Source organism: Streptomyces sp. NPDC059010, assembly GCF_042740355.1.
Lineage (GTDB): Bacteria > Actinomycetota > Actinomycetes > Streptomycetales > Streptomycetaceae > Streptomyces.
In genome coordinates this window covers 35,816-57,160 of sequence record NZ_JBHYJA010000033.1, presented here as the reverse complement: position 1 = coordinate 57,160, position 21,345 = coordinate 35,816, and the positions used below count along the sequence as shown (strand labels likewise).

Annotated in this window: 23 protein-coding genes and 1 pseudogene; 10 read left to right on the top strand and 14 right to left on the bottom strand. The window is 70.2% G+C overall.

Annotation, left to right across the window (positions count from 1 at the left end; translation table 11 throughout):
• Nucleotides 1–5 precede the first annotated feature (5 nt).
• The 7 genes from ACFWYS_RS30900 to ACFWYS_RS30870 form a co-directional block, all read right to left on the bottom strand.
• The gene (locus tag ACFWYS_RS30900; protein WP_384775911.1) at nt 6–2,012 is read right to left on the bottom strand and encodes a beta-galactosidase; all 2,007 of its coding nucleotides are present in this window, start codon (nt 2,010–2,012) and stop codon (nt 6–8) included.
• On the bottom strand, nt 2,009–3,331 hold the full coding sequence (locus ACFWYS_RS30895; protein ID WP_384775909.1) for a glycoside hydrolase family 36 protein: 1,323 nt from the start codon (nt 3,329–3,331) through the stop codon (nt 2,009–2,011). Before ACFWYS_RS30895 ends, ACFWYS_RS30900 begins: the two co-directional genes overlap by 4 nt.
• A gap of 30 nt (nt 3,332–3,361) precedes the next feature.
• A complete protein-coding gene (locus ACFWYS_RS30890) occupies nt 3,362–4,249 on the bottom strand; it encodes a carbohydrate ABC transporter permease (RefSeq protein WP_384775907.1) in 888 nt (295 codons plus the stop codon).
• A complete protein-coding gene (locus tag ACFWYS_RS30885) occupies nt 4,246–5,232 on the bottom strand; it encodes a carbohydrate ABC transporter permease (RefSeq protein ID WP_384775905.1) in 987 nt (328 codons plus the stop codon). The genes ACFWYS_RS30890 and ACFWYS_RS30885 overlap by 4 nt, the downstream gene beginning before the upstream one ends.
• A 4-nt stretch (nt 5,233–5,236) precedes the next feature.
• On the bottom strand, nt 5,237–6,550 hold the full coding sequence (locus ACFWYS_RS30880; protein WP_384775903.1) for an ABC transporter substrate-binding protein: 1,314 nt from the start codon (nt 6,548–6,550) through the stop codon (nt 5,237–5,239).
• Nucleotides 6,551–6,759: 209 nt separating this feature from the next.
• Nucleotides 6,760–8,607, bottom strand: coding sequence for a copper resistance CopC/CopD family protein (locus tag ACFWYS_RS30875; RefSeq protein WP_384775901.1), 1,848 nt, complete (start codon nt 8,605–8,607; stop codon nt 6,760–6,762).
• A gap of 129 nt (nt 8,608–8,736) precedes the next feature.
• Nucleotides 8,737–9,198 (bottom strand): ATP-binding protein, encoded by a 462-nt coding sequence (locus ACFWYS_RS30870; protein WP_384775899.1) that lies wholly within the window; start codon nt 9,196–9,198, stop codon nt 8,737–8,739.
• Between the two features lie 233 nt (nt 9,199–9,431).
• Between ACFWYS_RS30870 and ACFWYS_RS30865 the strand changes: the two genes are divergently transcribed.
• On the top strand, nt 9,432–10,286 hold the full coding sequence (locus ACFWYS_RS30865) for a helix-turn-helix domain-containing protein (protein WP_384775897.1): 855 nt from the start codon (nt 9,432–9,434) through the stop codon (nt 10,284–10,286).
• A 13-nt stretch (nt 10,287–10,299) separates the two neighbouring features.
• On the top strand, nt 10,300–10,482 hold the full coding sequence (locus tag ACFWYS_RS30860; protein WP_384775895.1) for a DUF397 domain-containing protein: 183 nt from the start codon (nt 10,300–10,302) through the stop codon (nt 10,480–10,482).
• A gap of 22 nt (nt 10,483–10,504) precedes the next feature.
• On the opposite strand, the gene ACFWYS_RS30855 is transcribed toward ACFWYS_RS30860, so the two are convergent.
• From ACFWYS_RS30855 to ACFWYS_RS30845, 3 genes are read right to left on the bottom strand one after another with little or no spacing between them, the layout of a single operon-like run.
• Nucleotides 10,505–11,353, bottom strand: coding sequence for a helix-turn-helix domain-containing protein (locus ACFWYS_RS30855; protein ID WP_384775893.1), 849 nt, complete (start codon nt 11,351–11,353; stop codon nt 10,505–10,507).
• Nucleotides 11,354–11,367: 14 nt separating this feature from the next.
• Nucleotides 11,368–11,883: a DUF6879 family protein gene (locus ACFWYS_RS30850; RefSeq protein WP_384775891.1), complete on the bottom strand. Its 516-nt coding sequence runs from the start codon at nt 11,881–11,883 to the stop codon at nt 11,368–11,370.
• The gene (locus ACFWYS_RS30845) at nt 11,855–12,109 is read right to left on the bottom strand and encodes a hypothetical protein (protein ID WP_384775890.1); all 255 of its coding nucleotides are present in this window, start codon (nt 12,107–12,109) and stop codon (nt 11,855–11,857) included. Before ACFWYS_RS30845 ends, ACFWYS_RS30850 begins: the two co-directional genes overlap by 29 nt.
• A 677-nt stretch (nt 12,110–12,786) precedes the next feature.
• Between ACFWYS_RS30845 and ACFWYS_RS30840 the strand changes: the two genes are divergently transcribed.
• The 3 genes from ACFWYS_RS30840 (at nt 12,787) to ACFWYS_RS30830 (ending at nt 14,108) form a co-directional block, all read left to right on the top strand.
• Complete coding sequence (locus ACFWYS_RS30840) at nt 12,787–13,269, top strand: hypothetical protein (RefSeq protein WP_384775984.1); 483 nt, start codon at nt 12,787–12,789, stop codon at nt 13,267–13,269.
• A gap of 114 nt (nt 13,270–13,383) precedes the next feature.
• On the top strand, nt 13,384–13,875 hold the full coding sequence (locus tag ACFWYS_RS30835) for a DUF2975 domain-containing protein (protein WP_384775888.1): 492 nt from the start codon (nt 13,384–13,386) through the stop codon (nt 13,873–13,875).
• The gene (locus tag ACFWYS_RS30830; RefSeq protein ID WP_384775887.1) at nt 13,875–14,108 is read left to right on the top strand and encodes a helix-turn-helix domain-containing protein; all 234 of its coding nucleotides are present in this window, start codon (nt 13,875–13,877) and stop codon (nt 14,106–14,108) included. The genes ACFWYS_RS30835 and ACFWYS_RS30830 overlap by 1 nt, the downstream gene beginning before the upstream one ends.
• A gap of 41 nt (nt 14,109–14,149) precedes the next feature.
• Here the strand turns inward: ACFWYS_RS30830 and ACFWYS_RS30825 are convergent, their stop codons facing one another.
• The 4 genes and pseudogenes from ACFWYS_RS30825 to ACFWYS_RS30810 all read right to left on the bottom strand — a co-directional run bounded on the left by ACFWYS_RS30825 (nt 14,150) and on the right by ACFWYS_RS30810 (nt 18,269).
• Nucleotides 14,150–15,007 (bottom strand): SDR family NAD(P)-dependent oxidoreductase, encoded by an 858-nt coding sequence (locus tag ACFWYS_RS30825; RefSeq protein WP_384775885.1) that lies wholly within the window; start codon nt 15,005–15,007, stop codon nt 14,150–14,152.
• A complete protein-coding gene (locus ACFWYS_RS30820) occupies nt 15,004–15,477 on the bottom strand; it encodes a cupin domain-containing protein (RefSeq protein WP_384775883.1) in 474 nt (157 codons plus the stop codon). The genes ACFWYS_RS30825 and ACFWYS_RS30820 overlap by 4 nt, the downstream gene beginning before the upstream one ends.
• A pseudogene (locus ACFWYS_RS30815) lies at nt 15,474–16,066 on the bottom strand (GNAT family N-acetyltransferase). Before ACFWYS_RS30815 ends, ACFWYS_RS30820 begins: the two are co-directional and overlap by 4 nt.
• On the bottom strand, nt 16,059–18,269 hold the full coding sequence (locus tag ACFWYS_RS30810; RefSeq protein ID WP_384775982.1) for a penicillin acylase family protein: 2,211 nt from the start codon (nt 18,267–18,269) through the stop codon (nt 16,059–16,061). The pseudogene ACFWYS_RS30815 and the gene ACFWYS_RS30810 overlap by 8 nt, the downstream one beginning before the upstream one ends.
• A 78-nt stretch (nt 18,270–18,347) precedes the next feature.
• Here ACFWYS_RS30810 and ACFWYS_RS30805 point away from each other — a divergent pair, with 78 nt between their 5' ends.
• The 5 genes from ACFWYS_RS30805 (at nt 18,348) to ACFWYS_RS30785 (ending at nt 21,248) form a co-directional block, all read left to right on the top strand.
• Nucleotides 18,348–19,067, top strand: a complete 720-nt coding sequence (locus ACFWYS_RS30805; RefSeq protein ID WP_384775881.1) for a siderophore-interacting protein — start codon at nt 18,348–18,350, stop codon at nt 19,065–19,067.
• A gap of 87 nt (nt 19,068–19,154) precedes the next feature.
• Entirely contained in the window at nt 19,155–19,748 is a 594-nt protein-coding gene (locus tag ACFWYS_RS30800) for an HhH-GPD-type base excision DNA repair protein (RefSeq protein ID WP_384775981.1), read from the top strand.
• A gap of 76 nt (nt 19,749–19,824) precedes the next feature.
• On the top strand, nt 19,825–20,496 hold the full coding sequence (locus ACFWYS_RS30795) for an HdeD family acid-resistance protein (protein ID WP_384775879.1): 672 nt from the start codon (nt 19,825–19,827) through the stop codon (nt 20,494–20,496).
• Between the two features lie 236 nt (nt 20,497–20,732).
• The gene (locus tag ACFWYS_RS30790; RefSeq protein WP_384775877.1) at nt 20,733–21,065 is read left to right on the top strand and encodes a hypothetical protein; all 333 of its coding nucleotides are present in this window, start codon (nt 20,733–20,735) and stop codon (nt 21,063–21,065) included.
• A 57-nt stretch (nt 21,066–21,122) separates the two neighbouring features.
• Nucleotides 21,123–21,248, top strand: a complete 126-nt coding sequence (locus tag ACFWYS_RS30785) for a hypothetical protein (protein ID WP_384775875.1) — start codon at nt 21,123–21,125, stop codon at nt 21,246–21,248.
• The last annotated feature ends 97 nt before the right edge of the window (nt 21,249–21,345 follow it).

Below are 21,345 nucleotides of genomic sequence, written 5' to 3'. Positions count from 1 at the left end.
CTTTCTCAGTCCCCGCGCGGCTCCCGTACGACGGCCACATCCCCGGCCGGGACCGTCACCGAGCCGTTCGCCGGCTTGCCGGTGAGCAGTTCGGTGGCGTCGGCCGGGACGGCCACCTCGGCGTCCCGGTCCGAGTGGTTGATGACGAAGAGGAAGTCGGCGTCGGCGCCCCGGCGCAGCGCCGCCTCGACGCCCTCGGGAGTCGCACGGACCGGCTCCACGCCCGCCTCCGCCCGGATGCGGTCCAGCAACCCGCCCAGGGTCGCCGGATCCGGCTGCGTGGCGAGATACCAAGTCGTGCCCTCACCATGGGAGGTGCGCGTCACCGCAGGTCCACCGGCCAACGGCCCGGTCGCGTACGACTCCACCGCCTCGGCGCCGGTCAGCCGCACGCGCTCCGACCACAGCACCCCCGTACCGCCCCCGTCGAGCCCCACGGACTCGCCCGGCAGCAGCGGGAACAGCTCGTCCGTCGTGACACCGAGCGCTTCCCGGAACGCGCCGGGGTAACCGCCCAGCCGCACATGGCAGTTCTCGTCGACGGCCCCGCTGTGGAAGCCGACGGCCAGGGTGCCGCCCCGCTCGGCGAAGGCGGTCAGGTTCCTGGCACCCGCGTCGTCCACCAGGTACAGGCTCGGCGCCAGGACCAGCCGGTACCCCGACAGATCCGCGTCCGGCCGTACGAAGTCCACCGCCACGCCCGACCGCCACAGCGGCTCGTACCAGGCGCGGACCAGGTCCTGGAAGCGCAGTTCGGCGCTCGGCTGCGAGGGGAGTTCCATCGCCCAGCGGGAGTTCCAGTCCCAGACGATCGCCACCTCGGCCGTGCCGACGCTGCCGCGCACCTCCGCGAGCGCCTTCAGATCGGCGCCGAGCCGGACCACGTCCCGCCAGATCCGGCTGTCGGTACCGGCGTGCGGCAGCATCGCCGAGTGCCACTGCTCGGCACCCGCCTTGGCGGCCCGCCACTGGAAGTAGGCGATGCCGTCCGCGCCGCGCGCCACATGGGCCAGTGCGTTCCGCCGCAGCTCACCGGGGCCCTTCGCCCGGTTCACCGGCTGCCAGTTCACCGCGCCCGTCGAGTGCTCCATCAGCAGCCACGGACCGCCCGCCAGCGAGCGGACCAGATCGCCGCTGAGCGCGACGTCGATCTCGGACTCGGGGTCGGCGGACTGGAGATAGTGGTCGTTGGAGACGAGGTCCAGCTTCGGGGCCCAGCGCCAGTAGTCCAGGGCGTCGAAGTTGTACATCACCATGAAGTTGGTGGTGGCGGGGACGGCCGGGGCCGCCTCCAGCAGCACCTGCCGCTCCGCCTCGTACAGCGAGAGCAGCTCGTCGCTGCAGAAGCGGCGCCAGTCCAGCTGGTGGGTGGGATTCGGTACGGCGCCGGTGGGGCGGGGCGGGATGATCTCGTCCCAGTCGTAGTACCACTGGCTCCAGAAGCGGGTGCCCCAGGCGTCGTTCAGCGCCGCCAGGTCGTCGCCGTACCGGGCCCGCAACCAGCGTCGGAAGGCCGCCGCGCTCTCGTCGCAGTAGCACTCGGCGTTGTGGCAGCCGTACTCGTTGTGGACGTGCCACATAGCCAGCGCCGGATGGTCCGCGTACCGCCGGGCGATCTCCCCCGCCATCCGCAGGGCCGCCTCCCGGTACGCCGGGCTGCTCGGACAGAACGTCTGACGGCTGCCGTACGACAGCCCTCTGCCGTCCTTGTCCACGGGCAGCGCCTCGGGGTGGACGCGGAAGAACCACGCCGGGGGCGCGGCCGTCGGGGTCGCGAGGTCGGCCGCGATGCCGTTGGCGTGCAGCAGGCCGAGGACGCGGTCGAGGAGCGAGAAGTCGTACTCGCCCTCCTTCGGCTCCAGCAGGGCCCAGGAGAAGATGCCGACGCTGACCATGGTGACCCCGGCCTCGCGCATCAGGCGCATGTCCTCGGCCCAGACCTCCTCGGGCCACTGCTCGGGGTTGTAGTCACCGCCGTAGGCGATGCCGGGGCCGGACAGTTCGCGCTTCACCGGGCGGCTCCCCCGAGCAGGCGGACCGTGGTCGCCACGCCCCACTCGTCCAGTGACAGCAGGCGGTCGCTGGACGCCATCAGACCGCCCGTCGCCTCCACATGCGCGGCCCAGCGCTCCCGGGTCTCCACGGCCGGGCGGGCCATCAGGCAGTCCGGGTCGTTGACCCAGAGGCGGCCGTGCTGCCACTGGCGGCCGACGCCCGTGAACTCGGCCGGGTCCTGCCCGGGCTGGCTGTAGTCATCGGCCTCGGGGCGGCGGTGCGGAGCCGTGTCGGGGCTGACCCGCATCGCGTCGAACAGGCCGACGGAGGGCAGGATCGGCGCACCGCAGCCCAGCAGGTACGCGTCCTCGCCGATCGCCTCCCGGATGAGCCGGACGCCGTTCCGGTACGCCGTCAGCGCGTCCACGTCCGCGTCGTGCCGTACGCCGTCCAGGGCGCCCGCGTAGAGGAAGTCGACCTTGAAGTAGTCGTAGCCCTCGGCGCGCAGCGTCCGGAAGACCTCCGTCAGATATGCCGCCGCCTCGGGGTGCGTGGTGTCCAGGACGCGCAGGTCGTGGCCCCAGTTGCGGCCGCCGTGCGTGAAGCCGCCGTCCTCGTCCCGGACCAGCCACTCGGGGTGCTCGGCGGCCAGGTCGCTCGCCGGGTCGACCAGGAAGGGGGCCGTCCAGATGCCGGCGCGGCGGCCCCGGGCGCGGATGGTGTCCGCGATGCCGGCGCGGGAGCGGAAGCGGCCGGAGAGGGTGAGCCAGTCGCCGAGGGCCTTCTGGTAGCCGTCGTCGATCTGGACGACGTCGATGGGCAGGTCGAGGGTCTCCATCGCACGGAGGTTCTCGTGGATGTCGTCCTCGGTGACGGCGGTGAAGTACTCGTACCAGGAGCACCAGACGGTGGGGGCCGGGCGGGGAGCGGGCAGTTGGAGGCTGTCGGCCCAGTCGCCCAGCACCGACTGGATGCCGGTCCCCGTCCACTCTTTCACCGGGCCGTCGGCGCTGACCTCGGCGACGGCGTCGTCGTCCGCCATGACCAGCCTGATGGACGGGACCTCGCTGAGCGGATCCGTCGCCGCCCACAGCCGGACCGGCGATCCGTCACCGGGGTCGAGCGCCAGCAGGCCCTCGCCCTGGAAGGTGCCCTCGGGGACGGTGACGCCGGGCCGGTAACAGACCGTCGCCCAGTTGGAGTTGGTCGGGCGGTACGGCCGGTCGCCGAGGGCGTAGGCGCCGCTCGGGCTCCAGGACTGCCAGCCCTCCTCGTGGACACGGGCCTTGCGGGGGTCCACGGGCACGGAGGCTACGGGGGTGAAGGGGTGGTGCACAGGTATTTCTCTTTCAAAACGGGGCGCGGATCAGCCCTTGTTGGCGCCGAGCGTCAGGCCGCTGACGAACTGCCGTTGCAGCACGAAGTAGACGATCAGGGTGGGGATCGCGGTGAGCAGGGCGCCGGCGGCGACGAGGTTGGGGTCGGTGAAGTAGGCGCCGGTGAGGTTGTTCAGGGCTGAGGTGATCGGCATGTTCTCGCCGGTGGAGATCAGCACGAGGGCCCAGAAGAAGTCGTTGTAGATCCAGATGGAGAGCAGGGTGGCCAGGGCGGCCATCGCCGGGCGGCACAGCGGGAGCACGATCTGCCAGTACTGCCGCCAGACGGAGGCCCCGTCGACGAGGGCGGCCTCGGTCAGTTCGTGCGGCAGGGTGCGCATGTAGTTGCTGAGCACGAAGGCGCAGAACCCGGACTGGAACGCGACGTGGATGAGGACGAGGCCGAGGGCGGAGTCGTAGAGCTTGCCGCTCATGGTGATGCCGGGCAGGTCGACCAGCAGGTACAGCCGGTACAGGGGGGTGATGATGACCTGCTGCGGCAGCAGGTTGCCGGCCGTGAACACCAGCAGCAGGGCGAGGTTGAGGCGGAAGTCGAAGCGGCTGACGTAGAAGGCGACCATGGAGGACAGGAACAGCGTCAACAGCACCGCCGGCACGGCGATGATCATGGTGTTGACGAAGTAGTGGCTCATGTCCGACTGCTGATACGCGTTGGTGAAGTTGTCGAAGTTCAGCGTGTCCGGCCAGGACACGTATCCCTTCTCACTCGTCTCGCTGTAGGGGCGCATCGCCGAGTACAGCGCCCACAGCAGCGGGCCGAGCCAGGCCAGCGCCATGCTCGCCAGGAAGAGGTGCAGCAGGATCCTGCCGGGGCGGACGGGGGCGCGCTTCTTCAGCGCGACGGTGCCGGTGCTCATGCGCGCCGCTCCTTGCGGAAGGTGGCCACCAGGTAGGGGATGATCACGACGAGGGAGATCAGCAGCAGCACGACCGCGATCGCGGAGCCGTATCCGATGCGGCTGGACTCGCCGATGATGTTGTTGGTGACCAGGATCGAGAGCAGCTCGGTGCCCTGGGCGCCCTTGTTGAAGACGAAGACCAGGTCGAAGGCGCGCAGGGCCTCGATGATGGTGACGACCAGGACGACGGTGTTGGTGGGGCGCAGGGTCGGGAAGATGACGTTCTTGAACGTCTGCCACTCGCTCGCCCCGTCCAGCGCGGACGCCTCCCGCAGCGAGGGGTCGACGCCCTTCAGCCCGGCCAGGTACAGGATCATCATGTAGCCGGTGTGCCGCCAGGACGCGGCGACGAGGATCGCCCAGAGGTTCAGGTCCGGGTCGCCGATCCAGTCGATGTACTTGCCCGGTTCGTTGGCGCCGATGATGCTGTTGATCAGGCCGGTGTCGGGGTTGTAGATGAGCTGCCAGACGAAGCCGATGACCGCCATGGACATCACGACGGGCAGGAAGAACGCGGTCTGGTACACCCGGCTGAACCGGATCTTCTTGTCCAGCTGCACGGCCAGGAACAGGCCCAGCGGGGTCGGGATCACGATGAGCACGGCGAACCAGATGACGTTGTGCTCGACGGCGGGCCAGAACTGTGGGTTGTTGCTGAACAGCTCCTTGAAGTTCTCCAGCCCGACCCACTTGATGGAGTCGAAGCCGATGCCGTCCCAGGTGGTGAAGGCCAGCGCGATGGAGGCGAGGGCCGTCACCCACACGAGGGCGATGTGCAGGACGGTCGGCAGACCCGCCATCAGACCGAGGGTGAGCCGGTCGCGGCGGGTCAGCAGACGGCGGTGCCCGTGAGGCACCTTCTCGGTGTGCTGAGCGGGGGCAGCACCCGAAGGCGGCGCGCTGGCCGCCTCCGGGTTCTCCTTGGTGGTGTCGGTAGCCATGTGATCAGCCCGACGCGAAGATCGTCTTCTTCTGGCGCTCGATCGAGGACAGCAGACTGTCGATCCCCTTGGGGTCACGAACGAACTTCTGGAGCGCGGGCTGCATCACCGTGGAGGTGAAGTCCGGGCGGCTGTCGCGGTCCATGAACTGGGTCAGGGACTTGGCGCCCGAGATCATGTCGTACGCCTTCTTCTGAATGGCGGTGTACGACGAGGTGTCGGCCTTGGTGGAGGCGTGGACGACGCTGGGATCGGACTTGAGGTAGATGTCCTCGGCGTCCGGGGTGCCCAGGTACTGCAGCAGCTTGACGGCCTCGGCCTTGTTCTTCGGGCTCTTGCTCATCATGAAGCCGTCGGTCGGCGCCTCGACGGTGTCCTGCCCGAACTGCGGGTCGATCTCCGGGAAGGCGAAGAAGTCCAGGTCGTCCAGATCGGCCTTGTCGGTGAACTGCTGGGCCACGAAGGTGCCGAGCAGATACATGCCGGCCTTCTTGGAGGCCAGGGTCTGCGCCGCGTCCTGCCAGGTGCGGCCGACGGCGCCCTCCTGGTGGTAGGGGAGGATCTCGGCCCACAGGTCGAAGGCCTTGCGCACCTTGGCGTCGGTCCAGGAGGCCTTGCCCGCCATCAGCTCGACGTGGAAGTCGTAGCCGTTCTGGCGGAAGTTGATCTGGTCGAAGGTGCCGAGCGCGGGCCAGGCGTCCTTGTCACCGAAGGCGATGGGCACCAGCCCGTCCTTCTTCATCTGCTTGCACAGGGCCACGAAGTCGTCCCACTTGGTGGGAACCTCGTACCCCTTCTCCTTGAAGACGCTCTTCCGGTAGAAGATCGCCCAGGGGTAGGTGTAGAGCGGCACGAAGTAGTACTTCCCGTCCTCGCCCTTGCTGAGCTTGTGCATCGCCTCGGGGAAGTTGGCCCCGATGGTCTTCCACACATCGTCGATCGGCGTCGCGAGCCCCTTGGCCGCGAAGAACTGCATCCGGTAGCCGGCGAACCAGGTGAACACGTCGTCCGGCGTGCCCTGGAGGTAGGAGTTGATCTGCTCCTGGAAGGTGTTGGAGTCCTTGGTGTTCACGTCGACCGTGATGCCGGACTTCTTCTGGTAGGCCGCGTAGATGTCCGCGAACGCCTTCTTCGGCACCGGGTCGGACGCCTTGGAGCCGAGGGTGACGGTCTTCGGGTCACTCGCCGCCCCGCTGCCACCGCAGGCACTGAGCAGCGGAATACCTGCGCCGAGCAGGGCGGCACCTCCCATGCCGCGCAGCAGGGTGCGGCGGCCGGGTGAGGGGAGGGAGAGACCGGAGGGGGTGAGGTCGCGCATCTACGGCTCCTGAGGGCAAGGTTCGATCATGAGGGTGTGCTCGCCGAAGTCCGTCGTAACCGATCAGAAATCAACTTGACCGAACACGGTGGCGCAATAACAGCCGTATGTCAGGTCATACGTCAAGAGATGTCCGTCGCCGTTTTGGAAACGTGACCGACATCTCGAACCGTTGTTGAACCGCCCTGCGGCAGGACTGCGGGCCGGCGCTAGCGCACGACGACGGTCCTGGTTTCGCTCACCTGGTCGACGTCCGAGGTCCGCACGGTCACCTTCATCTCCCACTTCCCGGCGATGGGGAGGTTGAGGAAGCTGTTGGCCCAGTAGCCGCCCTTGTCCGTGAGTTCGGCGTCGAGGGGGCCGATGTCCTTGCCCGGGTGAGTGAAGGAGATACGCAGCTCCGGGACGACGGAGACACCGCCGTCGGGGCCGAAGACGAGGGCCTCGATCGAGTTGTCGCCGACCCGGCCCGGGTCGAGGGTGATCTGCACCTTGCCGCGACCGCCGGGGGTTCCGACGTCGAAGGGCACATTGGTGACGGACGCCCCCACCACGGCAGGCCCCTGCGCCACCGCCTCGGCCTGCGCCCGGCCGGGGAGGGTGCTGGTGAGGATCGTGGTGACGGCGAGGACCACGGCACCGACGACGACCTCGGCGAGGACGGAGCGGCGGAGGGCTCGGCGGTGGGCGGGGTCGGGGGCGGAGGGGTCGGGGGCGGAGGGATCGAGACCCGTGGGCTCGCGGCCCTCGGAGGCGGGCCCCACAGAGGCGGACGGCTCCGATGTGTCGCCGGGCGACTCGGGCAGGGACGGTCCCCCGACCGCCTCGGGGACCTTCTCCCGTACGGCTTTCTCCGACTCCCGTACGGCTTTCTCCGACACGGCGTTCTTCGCTGCAACCGTCTCCGCGCCGACCGTCGCCAGTCGCGCCGTCCAGCGCCGGGAGGCGGCCGCGGCGGTCAGGAGCAAGAGGACTCCGGCCAGCTTGAGGAGCAGGAGCCTGCCGTACGTCGTGCCGGTGAGCGCGTCCCAGGAGCCGAGGGCGCGCCAGGACTGGTAGACGCCGGTGACGGCCAGGACGGTCACGGAAGCGAACGCGAGGCGCGAGAAGCGGGTGACGGCGGCCGGTGTCAGATGGGCTCGGTACAGGGTGACGAGCAGGGCCGCGAGCCCGCCCAGCCAGACCGCGGTGGCGAGCAGGTGCAGCGCGGCGGACGCCATGGCGACCGGCACCTGGATACCCGCGGAGGCGTGCTCCCCGGCGGCCCAGGTGACGGCGAGGCCCGCGGCGAGGGCGGCGCCGGACCAGCCGTAGGGCTTGCGCTGCCTGGCCAGCCGTACGAGATAGACGGCGGCCACGAGCAGCAGGGCGAGACGTGCCAGCAGGATCAGGCCGGGCCGACTGGTGAGGGTGCGGGTGAGGGACTCGGCGCTGAAGGCCGCGAGCGGCCCCTCGCCACTCTCGTACGGCCCACGCAGCACCAGCAGGGCAAGGGTGGCGGCGAGAAGCGTCCACCAACCCGACCTGAGCAGCCTGGCGAGCACCGGGGCGTCGGGCGGGCGGCAGACGGCCATGAAGGTCGCGGTGCCGATGAGCAGGGCGGCGGCGAGGTAGGCCAGATAGCGGGCGAGGTTGTAGAGGCTCTTGGTGGCCGGGTCCTCGGTGGGCCCGGTGTCGACGATGGCCGTGGTCACGGAGGCCTTGCCGACGGAGAAGGTGAACGCCCCGGACACCGGGTGACTGTCGGCCGAAACGACCCGCCAGGCGACGGTGTACGTACCTTCGGCCAGCTTGGCGGGCAGCGTGACGCGGGCGGTGTCGGCGCCGTTCGAGGCGTGCTGCGGCTCACCCACGCGCAGGCGACGCCCATCGGGATCCAGGACGCGGAAGGAGTCGTCGAGCAGACCGACGGACTCCGTGAAGGTCAGGGTGAGGTGGCGGGGGGCCGACTTGAGGACGGCTCCGTCCTCGGGGTCGGTGCCGCGGAGGGCCGCGTGGGCCGACGCTGGTCCCGTACCGCCGAGGAGGAACAGGACCAGCAGGGTGCCCAGCAGCACCAGCCGTTGAAGTCCGCGTCGCCCTCGACGCCCTGGCCGTCCGCCATCACACCTCACGCCGCTTCTCCGTCGTCGGTCCGTGCCGCCTCGCAGTTACGTACGGATGCGAAGGGTTCCACGCTCACCGACTCACCCGCTCATCTCGAACCAGAGCAGCTTGCCGGAACGACGGTCGAAGGTGCCGGCGCCGGTGGAGCCGAGGGAGCCGAGGGACATGCCGCCCCAGCAGTCGGCGTATTCCTGTACGAGGCGTAGGCCGCGACCACCGTCGGCGTCCGGCCGGGCGAGCGGGACATGGTCGTGGGGTGGTCGGCCGAAGGGTGCGGGAACGCGGGGGTGACTGTCCCAGAGCCCGACGCGCAGACGTCCGTCGGCCAGGGCGGTGAGGCGCAGCGATGCGGGGCCGTTGGTGTGCAGGTAGGTATTCGTCACCATCTCCGAGGTCAACAGCTCAACGGCGTCGAGCACTTCGGCCCGGCCGTGGCTGGCGAGCACCGACCGTACGGTCATACGTGCGACCCGTGCCGCTCGGGGGTCGTGGGGGAGGCGGAGGGCGTACGCCCAGGTGTGGGGCGGGGATACGGTGCGCATGGAGCCTCCGGGAGTCTCGCAAGGAAGGGGGGCGTGGGGTCGCTCAACTGCCGTGCCGGGCGGTGGCATTGCCTGGGTTGGTGCGCTTCCGGCTTATGGGCGGGGGAGTTGGGCGGTGCGGGTATTAACGTAGAACCTTGATGGGAGATAAATCTTCCGAAGTTGGAAGATCGACCTTCCTTTCCCTCGTGTGGGTTACCAGAGCGCCGCGTCGCGGCTCGGAAGGAGGTGCCTTGCCACCCACCAACAACCCCACCCTGCGCCAACGGCGTCTCGGCGCCGAACTGCGCAAACTCCGTGAGCGTGCCGGGTTCACCGTCACCGAGGCCGCCGCACAACTGGGTGTCAACCAGGGGCGCGTCAGCATGATCGAAACCGGCCGGAGTGCGCTCAGCGCCGACCGGGTCCGAGTGGTGGCGTCGGCCTACGACTGCTCGGACGAGGCGCTGATCGACGCCTTGGCGGCGATGACCGGACGCCGGACACGCGGCTGGTGGGAGGAGTACCGCGAGCACCTGCCCGCCGCGCTCGTCGACCTGGCCGAACTCGAACATCACGCCGCAGGCCTGCGCGTTGCCCTGGCGATGCACATCCCGGCGCTGCTACAGACGACGGACCACGCCCGCGCCCTCTTCCGTGCCGTGGTGCCGCCCATGCGGCAGTACGAGATCGAGCACCGTCTCACCCACCGCATCAAACGACAGGGCATCCTGCACGGGGAGAACCCGCGCCCCTATTCGGCGATCATCCACGAGTCGGCTCTGCGGATGGGCTTCGGCGGCCCTGCCGTGAAGCGCGGGCAGCTCATGCATCTGCTCGACATGAGCGAGATGCCAGGCGTCACCGTCCAGGTGATCCCCTTCGACACGGAGTACTACCCGAGCACAGGCCAGTCCTTCGACTACGTCGAGGGCCCAGTCCAACAACTCGACACCGTGCAGCTCGACACCCACCACGGCGGCTGCGGTTTCCTCGACGCGGAGGCACAGTTGAGCAAGTACCGTGCCGTGCTCGACCACATGGAGTCCTGCGCCCTCGGCCCCTCCGAGTCGCGCGACTTCATCCAGAGCCTCACCCAGGACACCTGAGAGAGAACCGACCGTGCAGACCCTCCACTGGCAGAAGTCCACTTACAGCGGCGACAGCTCGAACTGCGTCGAGATAGCCACCACCCCGACCACCATCCACATCCGCGACTCCAAAAACCCGACCGGCCACCACCTCACCCTCTGCCCCACCGCATGGGCAGGCTTCCTTTCACACGCGATGGACGCGAAGCAGTAACGGCAGACGCGGAACACCCCTGTCACGTCAGGGACGCCACCGCATCCGCTATCAGGGAACGCGCTGCCGCTCCCCGCACAGCCCCCTGTGACAGCCGTTCAAAGGCCCGGGCGTACAGCTCGACCTGGCTGGGCTCCGTAAGCGCGGAAGCGGCATCCAACGTGTCCGCATGCACCCTGATGTCGTCGAAGATGGTGAAAGTGGGCATGGGCCACACGGCCCGTTGAGCCGAAAACGGGACGATACCCACGGCAACGTTCTGGAGATCCATGACCCCCAGCAGGTGACCAAGCTGCGCCGCCATGGTCTCGGCGCTGCACAGCCGGTACCGCAACACCGACTCCTCCAGCACGAACAAGAAGCGTCTGGAGCCATCACTCAACACCGCGTTACGCCTCATGCGGGCCGTCACCGCGTCCGTCACGTCGTCCGGGGTTCCCCGGAATTCCGCGATGGATGACAAGAGGGCAGTGGCGTATCCGGTTGTCTGGAGGAAACCGGGAATCACGTCAGAGACGTAGACGCGGAACATCTTGGTTTGCTGGTACAGGTCGACCACGGACTCTTGCAGGTGGCGCAGACCGCTCCGCTGGAGTCGTCGCCACTGCACATGAGCATCAGCAGACTGCCTGTTTGCCGCGATCAAATCGGGGACTTGGTCCTCAGCGACGCAGGCCCGGCACCACGCTTTGATGTCCGCGTCAGAGGGAGGCGTCTTGGCGTTCTCGATCCGGGACGACTTCGACTCAGACCAGCCGCATCTGACAGCCAGCTCCCGCCCGGTGATCCCGGCGTCGTTCCGAATCTCACGCAGACGGTCGGCGAGATTCTCGCGAGCCTTCTGGACACGTGAAGAGGGATGCGGGGGCATGGAGCCGGCCTTCGTCAGATCTCGTACAGGTGGTGCGGGATCGCTCGCTCCCAGACCGTCTCGAAGGCAGTGGAGCACAGCTTCACGGCCTCGGGATCTGCCGTGATCTCGTCCTCGACCACCACTCCGTCACCGGAGAAATGGTGCACCCGGAGCAGCCCGCCGTCGAACAGCCAGAAGTCGTTTCCCGGCAGGGGGATGCTTGTGGCCCGTCGCCGGGGCAGCCACCGGACCTCCTCGCCCGCCGTGATGTTGGCGTGAGTGACGTAGTGCTCCCAGCGGATGTACTCCGACACGGGCTCGGAGACCACCCGAGCCCGGCGGACCGTTACGCCCCGGGCCAAGGCGTCCGCGATCAGCTGATGGAAGGGATGCCACCAGGCTTCCCGTTTCTCCCAGTTGATGCGCTCGCCCCGCTTCCACGCCTCGAACCGGTCCGTCGAGGCGTAGGAGTCGCGCAGCTCCAGGTGGACGGCGGACCGCTCACACCGGCCAAGCAGATCAGCGAAGCTGGGCGCGCTCGACGGCATCACACGCCTCCCTGATCATCGGGATCATCCGGGCCGGAATCCTGACGATGGCTTCACTCTCTGGCACAGGGCCGTTCGCGGGGCTGTTCTCCTCGCACTCCGTCTGAGTCTCGGTGCTCGGCCTCCACCCCTGCAACAAGATCTCCTGAGCTTCCGCGTCCGCCCACACGGTGGGGCAGTGGTCCAAGTCGGTGTCGGGGTCGATTCCCACGAACTCTACGGCCATGGCCGGCTCCCTCGTTCGGGTGCTTGCTCGGGCTTGCATCAACGTCATTGAACTCCCTGGATGGCAGCAGAAGCACTGCCGCAAAGCGAATTGACGTGCAAGCTCACGCAAGTCTGTAGAGCCCCGAACACACCGACTCCTAGCGTCGTGGCATCGCGCAGATGAACCGGGGAGAAGCAATGCCACACAAGCCGCAGGACTACCACCTGACCGAGCTACTGCCCGAGCCCTCCGCCGTGCCGGGATGCTCGGACTGCCTGTCCCTATCGGTCAGCAGGGAGAACGCACGCTCCGAAGGCAACTACAGCGGCGTATCCGACGCGAACGTTGAGCTGCGGCAACACCAGGCAGAGACCCACGCCTAGTGAGCACAGAAACCAACGCGCACCTCTTCGCCGGGCGCCCCTTGAGCGTCGCAACCGCTGAAGCGGGCCTCATTCCCACGAACTCCCGCCCGACCCGGGCGGCGGCGGTCAGGCATGGCCGCGATCAGGTCAGTTGAGCAGGAAGGTGCAGTAAATGCTGGACGGAAGCGACCTGTACACGCCCCGGATCGGCGTATCGACCCGGCGCGCTTCGGCCTGCCCGTCTGATCCTCCTCCCCCCACCAGTCGGGTCGGACCCATTCCCCGCCCCCGCTTCCGGCCCGACTGGCAATGCCCGGACGGGAACGACTGGTGCACCACCACGGCTACGTATGGACCGGCCCCAAAGAACGCTTCGACAACGAGGCCCTACGGCGACCCCCACATCCTCGGCCCCCACCCCCACCGTCCCCCAACGACCCCACAGGGGAACGCCTGCTCCAGCGCTACCGGGAGGTGGCGGCAGAGTTCCCGACGTCCGAGCTGCCGCCGCTGGAGACGGCGTACTGGCTGATCAAGCCGCGCTCGCTCGTGCGCGGCACCTGGGACGAGGCGAAGGAAGCGGCAGCCTGGCTCGGGGAGCGGCTGGCCGAGTACGCGCATCGGTTCTCGGACCGGCATCACCGGGACACCGGTCGCCTGAGCCGACTGGTCGACTCCGCCGCCGCACGCCTCACCACGGGAGCCGACGTGTCGTACGGCTTCTACCTCGAACGCCCCGCCTACCTCTCACTGGCCGTGGTGACATGCTCCCCGAACCGCTCGACACCCACCCTGCCGTGCCCCCTCGGATGACAACGCTCTCATCCATGTGCATGTCCATGCCCATCTCCGTGTCCTTGCCCTTAACCTTGCCTCACCTATCGACTTTCGATAGATTCTCATCGTGATTCGATTGAAGGGTGGGCCATGGGAAAGCTGACAGTGCGTGCGCTGCGCGCCGTGCTCGTGGTGGTGCTCGCCGGCACCGTGTTCGTGCAGGCATTGATGGTGTGGACATTGGTCAGCGGGAGCGACCCTGAGGACGGGTCGCTCCCGCTGACCGCGCTGCGCGTGATCACGATCCTGGGCATGGTGTCGGCCCAGGTCGCCCTGGTCTGCGTATGGCGGCTGGTGACGATGGTGCGACGCGGAACCGTGTTCTCCCACGCCGCCTTCCGCTACGTGGACGGCGTGATCGGCGCGATCGTGGCGGCTGCCCTCCTGTGGTTCACCGTCACGGCCATCAACGCGCCGGGCCAGCGGGAGGACCCTGGCGTCACCGTCATCATGGGCGGGGTCGGCCTGGCCATCCTGGGGGTCGCGCTCATCGTGCTCGTGCTGCGCATGCTGCTCGCCCAGGCCGTCGCGCGCGACGTCGAAGCGGCGCAGATGCAGGCCGAGTTGGACGAGGTGATCTGATGCCCATCGTCGTCGACATCGACGTGATGCTGGCCAAACGGAAGATGTCCGTGGGCGACCTCGCGGACCGCGTGGGGATCACTCCCGCCAACCTCGCGGTACTCAAGAACGGCCGCGCCAAGGCGGTGCGCTTCGCGACGCTCGCCGCGCTCTGCGAGGTGCTCAAGTGCCAGCCGGGCGACCTGCTGCGCTGGGAGGCCGAGGCCGAGGCCGAGGCCGCCGCGGGCGGATGACGTGCCCGGGGCGGGCGGGGGCGGCGCCGGATCCGCCCGACTCACCATGTCGGCCCTGCCGACACCCCGCCGTCCACCACCAGATCGTGCCCGGAGATCCACGACGCGAGCCGCGACGCCAGGAACACACACGCGTCCCCCACGTCCTCGGCCCGACCCAGCCTCCCCATCGGAGCGGCCTCCCGCCACCTCCGTACTCCCTCCGGCCACGCCTCCTCCAGCCCCTCCCGGTGCACCAGCCCGGGCGACACCGAGTTGACGCGGACCCCGAAACGCCCGTACTCCAGCGCGGCCGCCCGGGCATGCATCACCACCGCCGCCTTCGACGCGGAGTAGTGCGCGTGCGCAGGTGCCGGATGCGTCGCCTCGATCGAGGCGATGTGGGTCACCGAACCGCCCCCGCCCCCGCCCCCGCCCCCGCCCCCGATCACGCTCCCACCCTCACTCCCGTCCTGCCCCTGCCCCTGCCCCTGCCCCTGCCCCTGCCCCTGCCCCTGCCCCCGCATGATCTCCACCGCAGCCTGCGTGCAGGCGAACACGCTCGACAGGTTGGTGTCGACGACCGCCCGCCACTCCGCCAGGGACATGCCCCGCAGCTCCCGCGTCGGCTGCACGGCCGCGTTGTTGACCAGCGCCGTCAGCCGCCCACCGCCCCACTCGGCGGCCTCCCCGACCACCCGTCGGCAGGCGTCCTCGTCACTCAGATCGCCCCGCACCACGACGGCCCGCCCGCCCGACTCCCGGATACGGGACGCCACTTCGTCCGCCGCCTTCACCGCCGTACGGCAATGCAGCACGACCGCCGCGCCCTCCTCGGCGAACCGCCATGCGATCCCCCGCCCGATGCCGCCGCCCGCGCCCGTGATCAGGGCGACCTGTCCGTCCAGGAGTCCGCTCATGGGCGGCACAGTGCCTCGATGCGGGCGGCTTCGGTGGGGTAGCGCGCCGTCAGGTCCGCCAGGTCGCCGTGCTCGTAGCCCTCGTAGGTGAAACCCGGTGCCATCGTGCAGCCGAAGAAGGTCCAGGACCCGGCCGTCCTCACCCTCGCTCCCATCCAGGTCCCGGCCGGGACGGTGAGCTGGATGTGCTGGCCGCTCGCCACGTCGGGGCCGAGGACGGCGGTGCGGGAGGTGCCGTCCGGGGCGAGGAGCAGCATCTCCAGGGGGTCGCCCAGGTAGAAGTGCCAGACCTCGTCGGACGGGAGGCGGTGCAGGGCCGAGTAGTCGTCCGCGGTCAGCAGGACGACTATCGCGGTGCCCTGCGGCCGTCCGTCGGACCGCTCGGGGCCCGCCCAGGTCTGCCGGTACAGGCCGCCCTCGCGCGGGATCGGCTCCAGGGAGTAGTGCGCGACGAGGTCATCAGGGGTCACGTCGGGAAGGCTACCCCCGGTTCAGGAAGGCGAGTTGGGCCTTCTTCTCCGGGATGTGCACGTCCGGCAGGTCGACCTCCGGCAGCACGACCACCGGGCCGGCCGTGAAGCCCTGCTTGAGGAAGCGGGCTATGGCCTTCTCGTTCCTCACGTCCGGGTCGACGACCACCCGTCGGCGGTCCAGGGTCCGGAAGACGTACGACGCCACGACGGTCAGCAGCGCCGAGGTCCAGCCCGGTCGCCCGCCCTCGGGACCGGCGGGGGCGATCAGCAGGTGGACGCCGATGTCTCCGGGACTGACTTCGTAGCACTCGCCGACGCGGTCGGCCTCCGGCTCGTACGTCTGGAGGAGCGCCACCGGGTCGGCGTCCCGCAGCACCAGGAAGGCGTGATGGGTGTCGAGGGTGGCCATGTGGGCGTAGATCTCGGCCACCTGGTCCCGGGTCAGACCGTTCATGCCCCAGAAGGAGGCCCGCTCCTCGCTGACCCAGCCGTGCACGACCGCGGCGTCCGCCTGCGGGTCGAGGGGGCGGATACGGACGGTGCCGAAACCGCCGACGTTCTGCTCGTGCACGGTCTGCTCAGACATCGGATTCCTTCTCCAGCTCGGTGAAATCGGTGACGACCGGGGCCAGGTCTCCCCGCAGCCACAAGGGGAGTTGGTCGCGGTGGTGGCCCGAACCGGGGATTCCGGAGGCGCCCAGCGGGACCACCCACAGGCTTGCCTCGCGGTCGGCCAGGTCCCAGACGTAGCGGGCGGCCGGACCGCGCGCGCTCAGGTCGGTGAAGCCGGGGACGGCCGACGTGCACAGTACGCAGTCGTGGTCGCCGGAGAGGCCGGGCGCGTCGTACGACGGGTCGGGGAGCGCCCGCCAGGGTGCGAGGCGATGGCTGTCGCCCCAGGTGCCGGTGGGCGGCTCGGCGGCCACCTCCTCCAGCGCCGCACGGACGGCCTCGGTGCGGTCGACGCCGTACAACTCTTCGGCGCGCAGCAGATGTTCGAGGGCGAAGCCGACCCGGGGGAGCAGGGCCAGCCAGGGGAGGAGGACCTCCGGGTAGGCGGGCGGGGAGGACAGCGCGGCGAAGGCGGGGTGCGCCGCGATTCGCCGTACGACCGCTCCGCGCACCGCCGCGTACAGCGCCGCGGCCTCGCTGTCCGCGTCCATACGGCGGTCCCAGGCGAGGAGGGTCTGCCGGACTCGGTCGGCGTCGGGGGTGAGGGGGGCGAGGTCAGCGTCGGCAGTGCCGAGGGTGCGCAGGATCTCCAACAGGGGCTCCGCGGCGGCCAGTTGGGTGTCCATGTGGATCGCCGGCATGTCGGCTGCCGACCAGCGGTCCTTCTCCTCCAGCAAAGCCGTGATGCGGTCGGCGCGATGGGACGGGGCGAACTCGACGCCCAGGGGTGCGGCGAGGCCGCGCTGGTTGGCCATGGCCGCTATGCCGTCGGTGAGGCCGCCACGGGGCGTCTCGTGCCGGCCGTGCCAGTCGTGACCGGGCTCCCAGGCGGGCACCAGCCGGGTCCGGTTGGCGGCGGAACGCACCGGCACCCGCCCGGCGACGCGGTGCAGCAGACCGCCCTGGGTGTCGGCGGCCTGGAGGACGTTCACGGGCTCGGCCCACAGGTCCACGGCACGGTCGACGTCGGCGACCCGGCGGGCGCGCAGGAGGGGGAGGAGCGCGCTGAAGCCGAGGTCGGCGGTGACGCGGGGCGGGTAGCGGAGGGCTACGGCGAGGGGCTCGTCGAGTGGCTCGTCGTGGGGCTCGATGAGGGGCTCGATGAGGAAGCCTTCCTGCAACCCGCCCTGCACGCCGTCCGCCAGCACCTCGGACAACCCATCCTGCACGCCGTCCTGCAGCCCGTCGGGCAACCCCTCAGGCCCCCCGATGATCACCGGCCCCCGCTCCGTCTCGATCACCTCGATCTCGACCGGCTCCTCCCCCGCGACCTCCACCACCTCGGTGTGCCGGGTGGCGCGTCGCCACACCCCGTCCGGGCCCAGGGCCTCCACGCCCGCCCCGGTGCGCCGCAGCCGCTCCCGGTACAGGTCCTGGTAGTCGGCCATGGCGTTGGTGATGGCCCAGGCGACCGTGCCGGTGTGGCCGAAGTGGGCGATGCCGGGAACGCCGGGGACGGCGAGGCCGATGACGTCGAACTCGGGGCAGGAGAGGTGGATCTGCTGGTAGACGCCCGGTTCCTCGATGAAGCGGTGCGGGTCACCGGCGATGATCGCCTGCCCGGTGACGGTCCGTTCGCCGCTCACCAGCCAGCCGTTGCTGCCGGAGGTGCCGGGCCCGTCGATGGCGAACAGCCCCACCGCGTCGGCGCCGAGATGCCGGACGACCTGCTCGCGCCAGAGCTTGGCGGGAAACCCGGCGAACAGGATGTGGATGCCGAGCCAGACACCGAGCGGGGTCCAGGGCTCCCAACGGCCGGGTACGAGCCCGGTCCTGGCGAACTCCGGCGTACGGGCCGCCCCCGCCTCCAGCGCCTCGTTGACCCCGTCGACGTACGCCCGTACCCAGGCCGCCGTCTCCGGGTCCCCTCTCTCCAGCTCGGCGAAGCAGCGTCTGGCCGTGTCGTCGAGTCGGGCCCGTCTGACGAACCGGTCCCAGGGCAGGGCCTCGGCGCCGAGGAAGGACGCGGACGTGCCCTGCGCACGGTGCCGCTCCACCTCCAGCTGCCAGGCCCGGTCGAGGGCGGTGACCCGGCCCTGGGCGCGGGCGAGTTCGGTCACGTCGTCCGCGCGGAGATGCGGAATGCCCCAGGCGTCGCGGTAGATCTCACCCGTCACCCTGTGTCCCTCCAATGCTTTAGGTTAGCCTTCCCTAAGTAATCCGGGCAGGAATCGTACTTGAAGGGTGAAGAAACCATGGCGCAGGGTCACGGCTGGGAGGGCGCGGTCCTGAAGCTGCTGCGCGCGAAGGACTTCGTCTTCACGGTGACGGGTGCCGAGGACGTCACCGGACAGTACCGCCGGGTCCACCTCACCGACGGCGGCATGCTGGCGGCGACCGGCGTGCATCCCACCATGTGGGTCCGGCTCTGGTTCGACAACGCGGGCAAGCCGCACCAGCGCGCCTACACCCTGGTCGACCCGGACCCGGCGGCCGGCACCTTCAGCCTGGAGTTCGCCCTGCACGAGGGGCGCGCCAGCGACTGGGCGCGGGCGGCGAAGCCCGGCGACACCATCGAGGCGACGGTCCACGGCACCGACTTCACCAGCCCGGACCCGGCCCCCTCCCACGTCTTCGCCATCGCCGACCCGGCCTCCCTGCCCGCCCTCAACTCCCTGCTCGGCGCCCTGGACCCGACCCCGGCGACGGTCTGGTTCGAGGGCGAGCGCGACGGTCTCCCCTTCCGCACCGAGCCCTCCCGCCACGACGTACGGACCCTGCCGAGGCGCGACGCCGGAGCCCACCTGGTCGCCCAGGTGAAGGAGACCCTGCCCGACCTGGTGAAGGGCACCCCGGACCCGTACGTCTGGATCGCCTGCGACACCGCGACGACCCGGGCCCTCACGTCGTACGTCCGCAAGGAGCTGGGCCTGCCGAAGCAGCGCGTGAACGCGCTGGGGTACTGGCGGGCCTGACCCGACGCAGGCCGGCGCCCTGCCGCGGTGCGGGGGGGTGCCGGCGCAGGGCTGCGGGGTGGGAGTGGAGGGGGCATGATCGGGGCCATGGACGTCACCCTGCATCTCGCCCAGGACCCGGAGGCCGACGCGCTCCTCGGCCGCAGCCCGCTCGCCGCGCTGGTCGGCATGCTGCTGGACCAACAGGTTCCGATGGAGTGGGCGTTCAAGGGTCCCCGTACGATCGCGGACCGGCTCGGCGCGGACGACCTGGACGCGCACGACATCGTCGCCCAGGACCCGGACGCCTTCTCGGCCCTGCTGTCGGAGAAGCCGGCCGTGCACCGCTACCCGGGGTCCATGGCCAAGCGGATCCAGCAGCTGTGCCAGTACCTCGTCGAGCACTACGACGGTGACGCCGAGCTCGTCTGGAAGGGCGTCGACGACGGGCGCGAGCTGTTGCGCCGGCTGGAGGACCTGCCCGGCTTCGGCAAGCAGAAGGCGCAGATCTTCCTGGCGCTGCTGGGCAAGCAGCTGGGCGTGGCCCCGGCGGGCTGGCAGGAGGCCGCGGGCGCCTACGGCGAGCCGAAGTCTTTCCGTTCCGTCGCCGACATCACCGGGCCGGAGTCGCTGGCCAAGGTGCGGGCCCACAAGCAGGAGATGAAGGCGGCGGCCAAGGCGGCGAAGGCGGCCGGCAAGTAGCGTCCGGCGTCGGCGGGGTGGCCCATCTGGCCCGTCCCGAATGGCGCAGCGGGCGGCGGCGTTCCCAGCATGGAGCATGACCGAGCCACCGACCGGCCCTGCCGGGGGCCGGGACTACGACGACCGCCGGGTGCATGCCGGACGCCCACACGGACCGGGGACGCTGCATGAGCCCGAGCCGCCCTTCGAAGGTCCCCTGCTCGCCCTGTCCCGCGCCGCCTGGCAGGTCGTCCTGCTCACCGGCGTCGCCTCCCTGGCCCTCGGCATCCTGATCCTCCTCTGGCCGGACGCCTCGCTGTTCGTCTCCGGCATCCTGTTCGGCCTCTACCTCCTGATCAGCGGCGTCTTCCAGCTGATCGCCGCGTTCGGTACGCACAAGACGACCTCACTGCGGGTGCTGGCCTTCATCAGCGGCGCCCTGTCGGTCCTGCTCGGCCTGTTCTGCTTCCGCCGCCCGATGCAGTCGATCCTGCTGCTCGCCCTGTGGATCGGCATCGGCTGGCTCTTCCGCGGCATCACCCAGACCCTGGCCGCCGCCTCCGACCGCTCCATGCCGGCCCGCGGCTGGCAGATCTTCCTCGGCGTCGTCACCGTCATCGGCGGCATCGTGCTGATCGACTCCCCGGTCGAGTCGGTCACCGTCCTCACGCTGCTCGGCGGGTGGTGGCTGGTCGCGGTCGGCGTCGTCGAGATCATCACCGGCCTGCGCATGCGGGGGCGGGCCCGCCAGGTACCGCACGAGCCGTGAGCGCCGTGAGCGCCGTGCGAACCCGTGCGGAAACCCCCGTCGTCCGCCGGGGGGGCGGGCGCCGTGGCGGCACGGCGCATGCGGGCTCGGCACGGGAGGGCACGGCACGGGAGGGCACGGCACAGGCGGGGGTCTCTTCAGACGATCTGATACGCGCCGCGCACCGGTACGCCGAGCGGGCGGATCTGCCGCCCGATGCGATGCGGGCCGTACGGCCACCGGGGAGATGACCTCCCGTGAGCACCGCACGACACCTCCCGCGCAGCCGCACCTGGCTGCGGATCCTCGTGCTGCTGCTCGCCCTGCTGGTCCCGGGCGCCCACGCGCACGCACACGCGGTGCCCGCCACGGCCGGCGTCTCCGGCGAGGCCGCCGCCGAACAGGACGTCCTCGACACGATCCTGCGGCCCCCGGCCCGCACCGACCGCCGCACCCCCGTACGGCTGCGCCGCCCCGCGCCCCCGCCGCAACCGGCACCCGGCGTGGTCCCGGCGCACCCCTCCCACACCGCGCCACCACGGCCGCCGTACGTCCCCGAAATCCTGCGCACTGTGGTCCTGCGCTGCTGACAGCCCCCGGCAACGAGCTCGGCCGAGGCCAGTCAGTACGACACAAGGAGCACAGCCATGCCCACCGACCACTACGCGGTCCTGCGCGCCCTACTGCGCGCGGAGGCCGCCCGCAACGCCCCGAAACCGCAGGCCAAGCAGGAGAAGCCGCAACAGCCCACCAAGAAACGGACCGCCGGCTGACCCCGACGCGGGGCGCGGGGCGCGCCCCGCGCCCCGGGCGCGGGGCCCCCGGGCCCCCCCGGCGCGCCGCCGGGGGCTCGCGCCCCGGCGCGGCGAG

Coding starts and splice junctions, on each gene's coding strand:
- ACFWYS_RS30890 (WP_384775907.1), bottom strand. CDS start 4,249: ATGAGCACCGGCACCGTCGCGCTGAAGAAGCGCGCCCCCGTCCGCCCC.
- ACFWYS_RS30885 (WP_384775905.1), bottom strand. CDS start 5,232: ATGGCTACCGACACCACCAAGGAGAACCCGGAGGCGGCCAGCGCGCCG.
- ACFWYS_RS30880 (WP_384775903.1), bottom strand. CDS start 6,550: ATGCGCGACCTCACCCCCTCCGGTCTCTCCCTCCCCTCACCCGGCCGC.
- ACFWYS_RS30870 (WP_384775899.1), bottom strand. CDS start 9,198: ATGCGCACCGTATCCCCGCCCCACACCTGGGCGTACGCCCTCCGCCTC.
- ACFWYS_RS30855 (WP_384775893.1), bottom strand. CDS start 11,353: ATGCCCCCGCATCCCTCTTCACGTGTCCAGAAGGCTCGCGAGAATCTC.
- ACFWYS_RS30850 (WP_384775891.1), bottom strand. CDS start 11,883: ATGCCGTCGAGCGCGCCCAGCTTCGCTGATCTGCTTGGCCGGTGTGAG.
- ACFWYS_RS30845 (WP_384775890.1), bottom strand. CDS start 12,109: ATGGCCGTAGAGTTCGTGGGAATCGACCCCGACACCGACTTGGACCAC.
- ACFWYS_RS30835 (WP_384775888.1), top strand. CDS start 13,384: ATGGGAAAGCTGACAGTGCGTGCGCTGCGCGCCGTGCTCGTGGTGGTG.
- ACFWYS_RS30830 (WP_384775887.1), top strand. CDS start 13,875: ATGCCCATCGTCGTCGACATCGACGTGATGCTGGCCAAACGGAAGATG.
- ACFWYS_RS30825 (WP_384775885.1), bottom strand. CDS start 15,007: ATGAGCGGACTCCTGGACGGACAGGTCGCCCTGATCACGGGCGCGGGC.
- ACFWYS_RS30805 (WP_384775881.1), top strand. CDS start 18,348: ATGGCGCAGGGTCACGGCTGGGAGGGCGCGGTCCTGAAGCTGCTGCGC.
- ACFWYS_RS30800 (WP_384775981.1), top strand. CDS start 19,155: ATGGACGTCACCCTGCATCTCGCCCAGGACCCGGAGGCCGACGCGCTC.
- ACFWYS_RS30795 (WP_384775879.1), top strand. CDS start 19,825: ATGACCGAGCCACCGACCGGCCCTGCCGGGGGCCGGGACTACGACGAC.
- ACFWYS_RS30785 (WP_384775875.1), top strand. CDS start 21,123: ATGCCCACCGACCACTACGCGGTCCTGCGCGCCCTACTGCGCGCGGAG.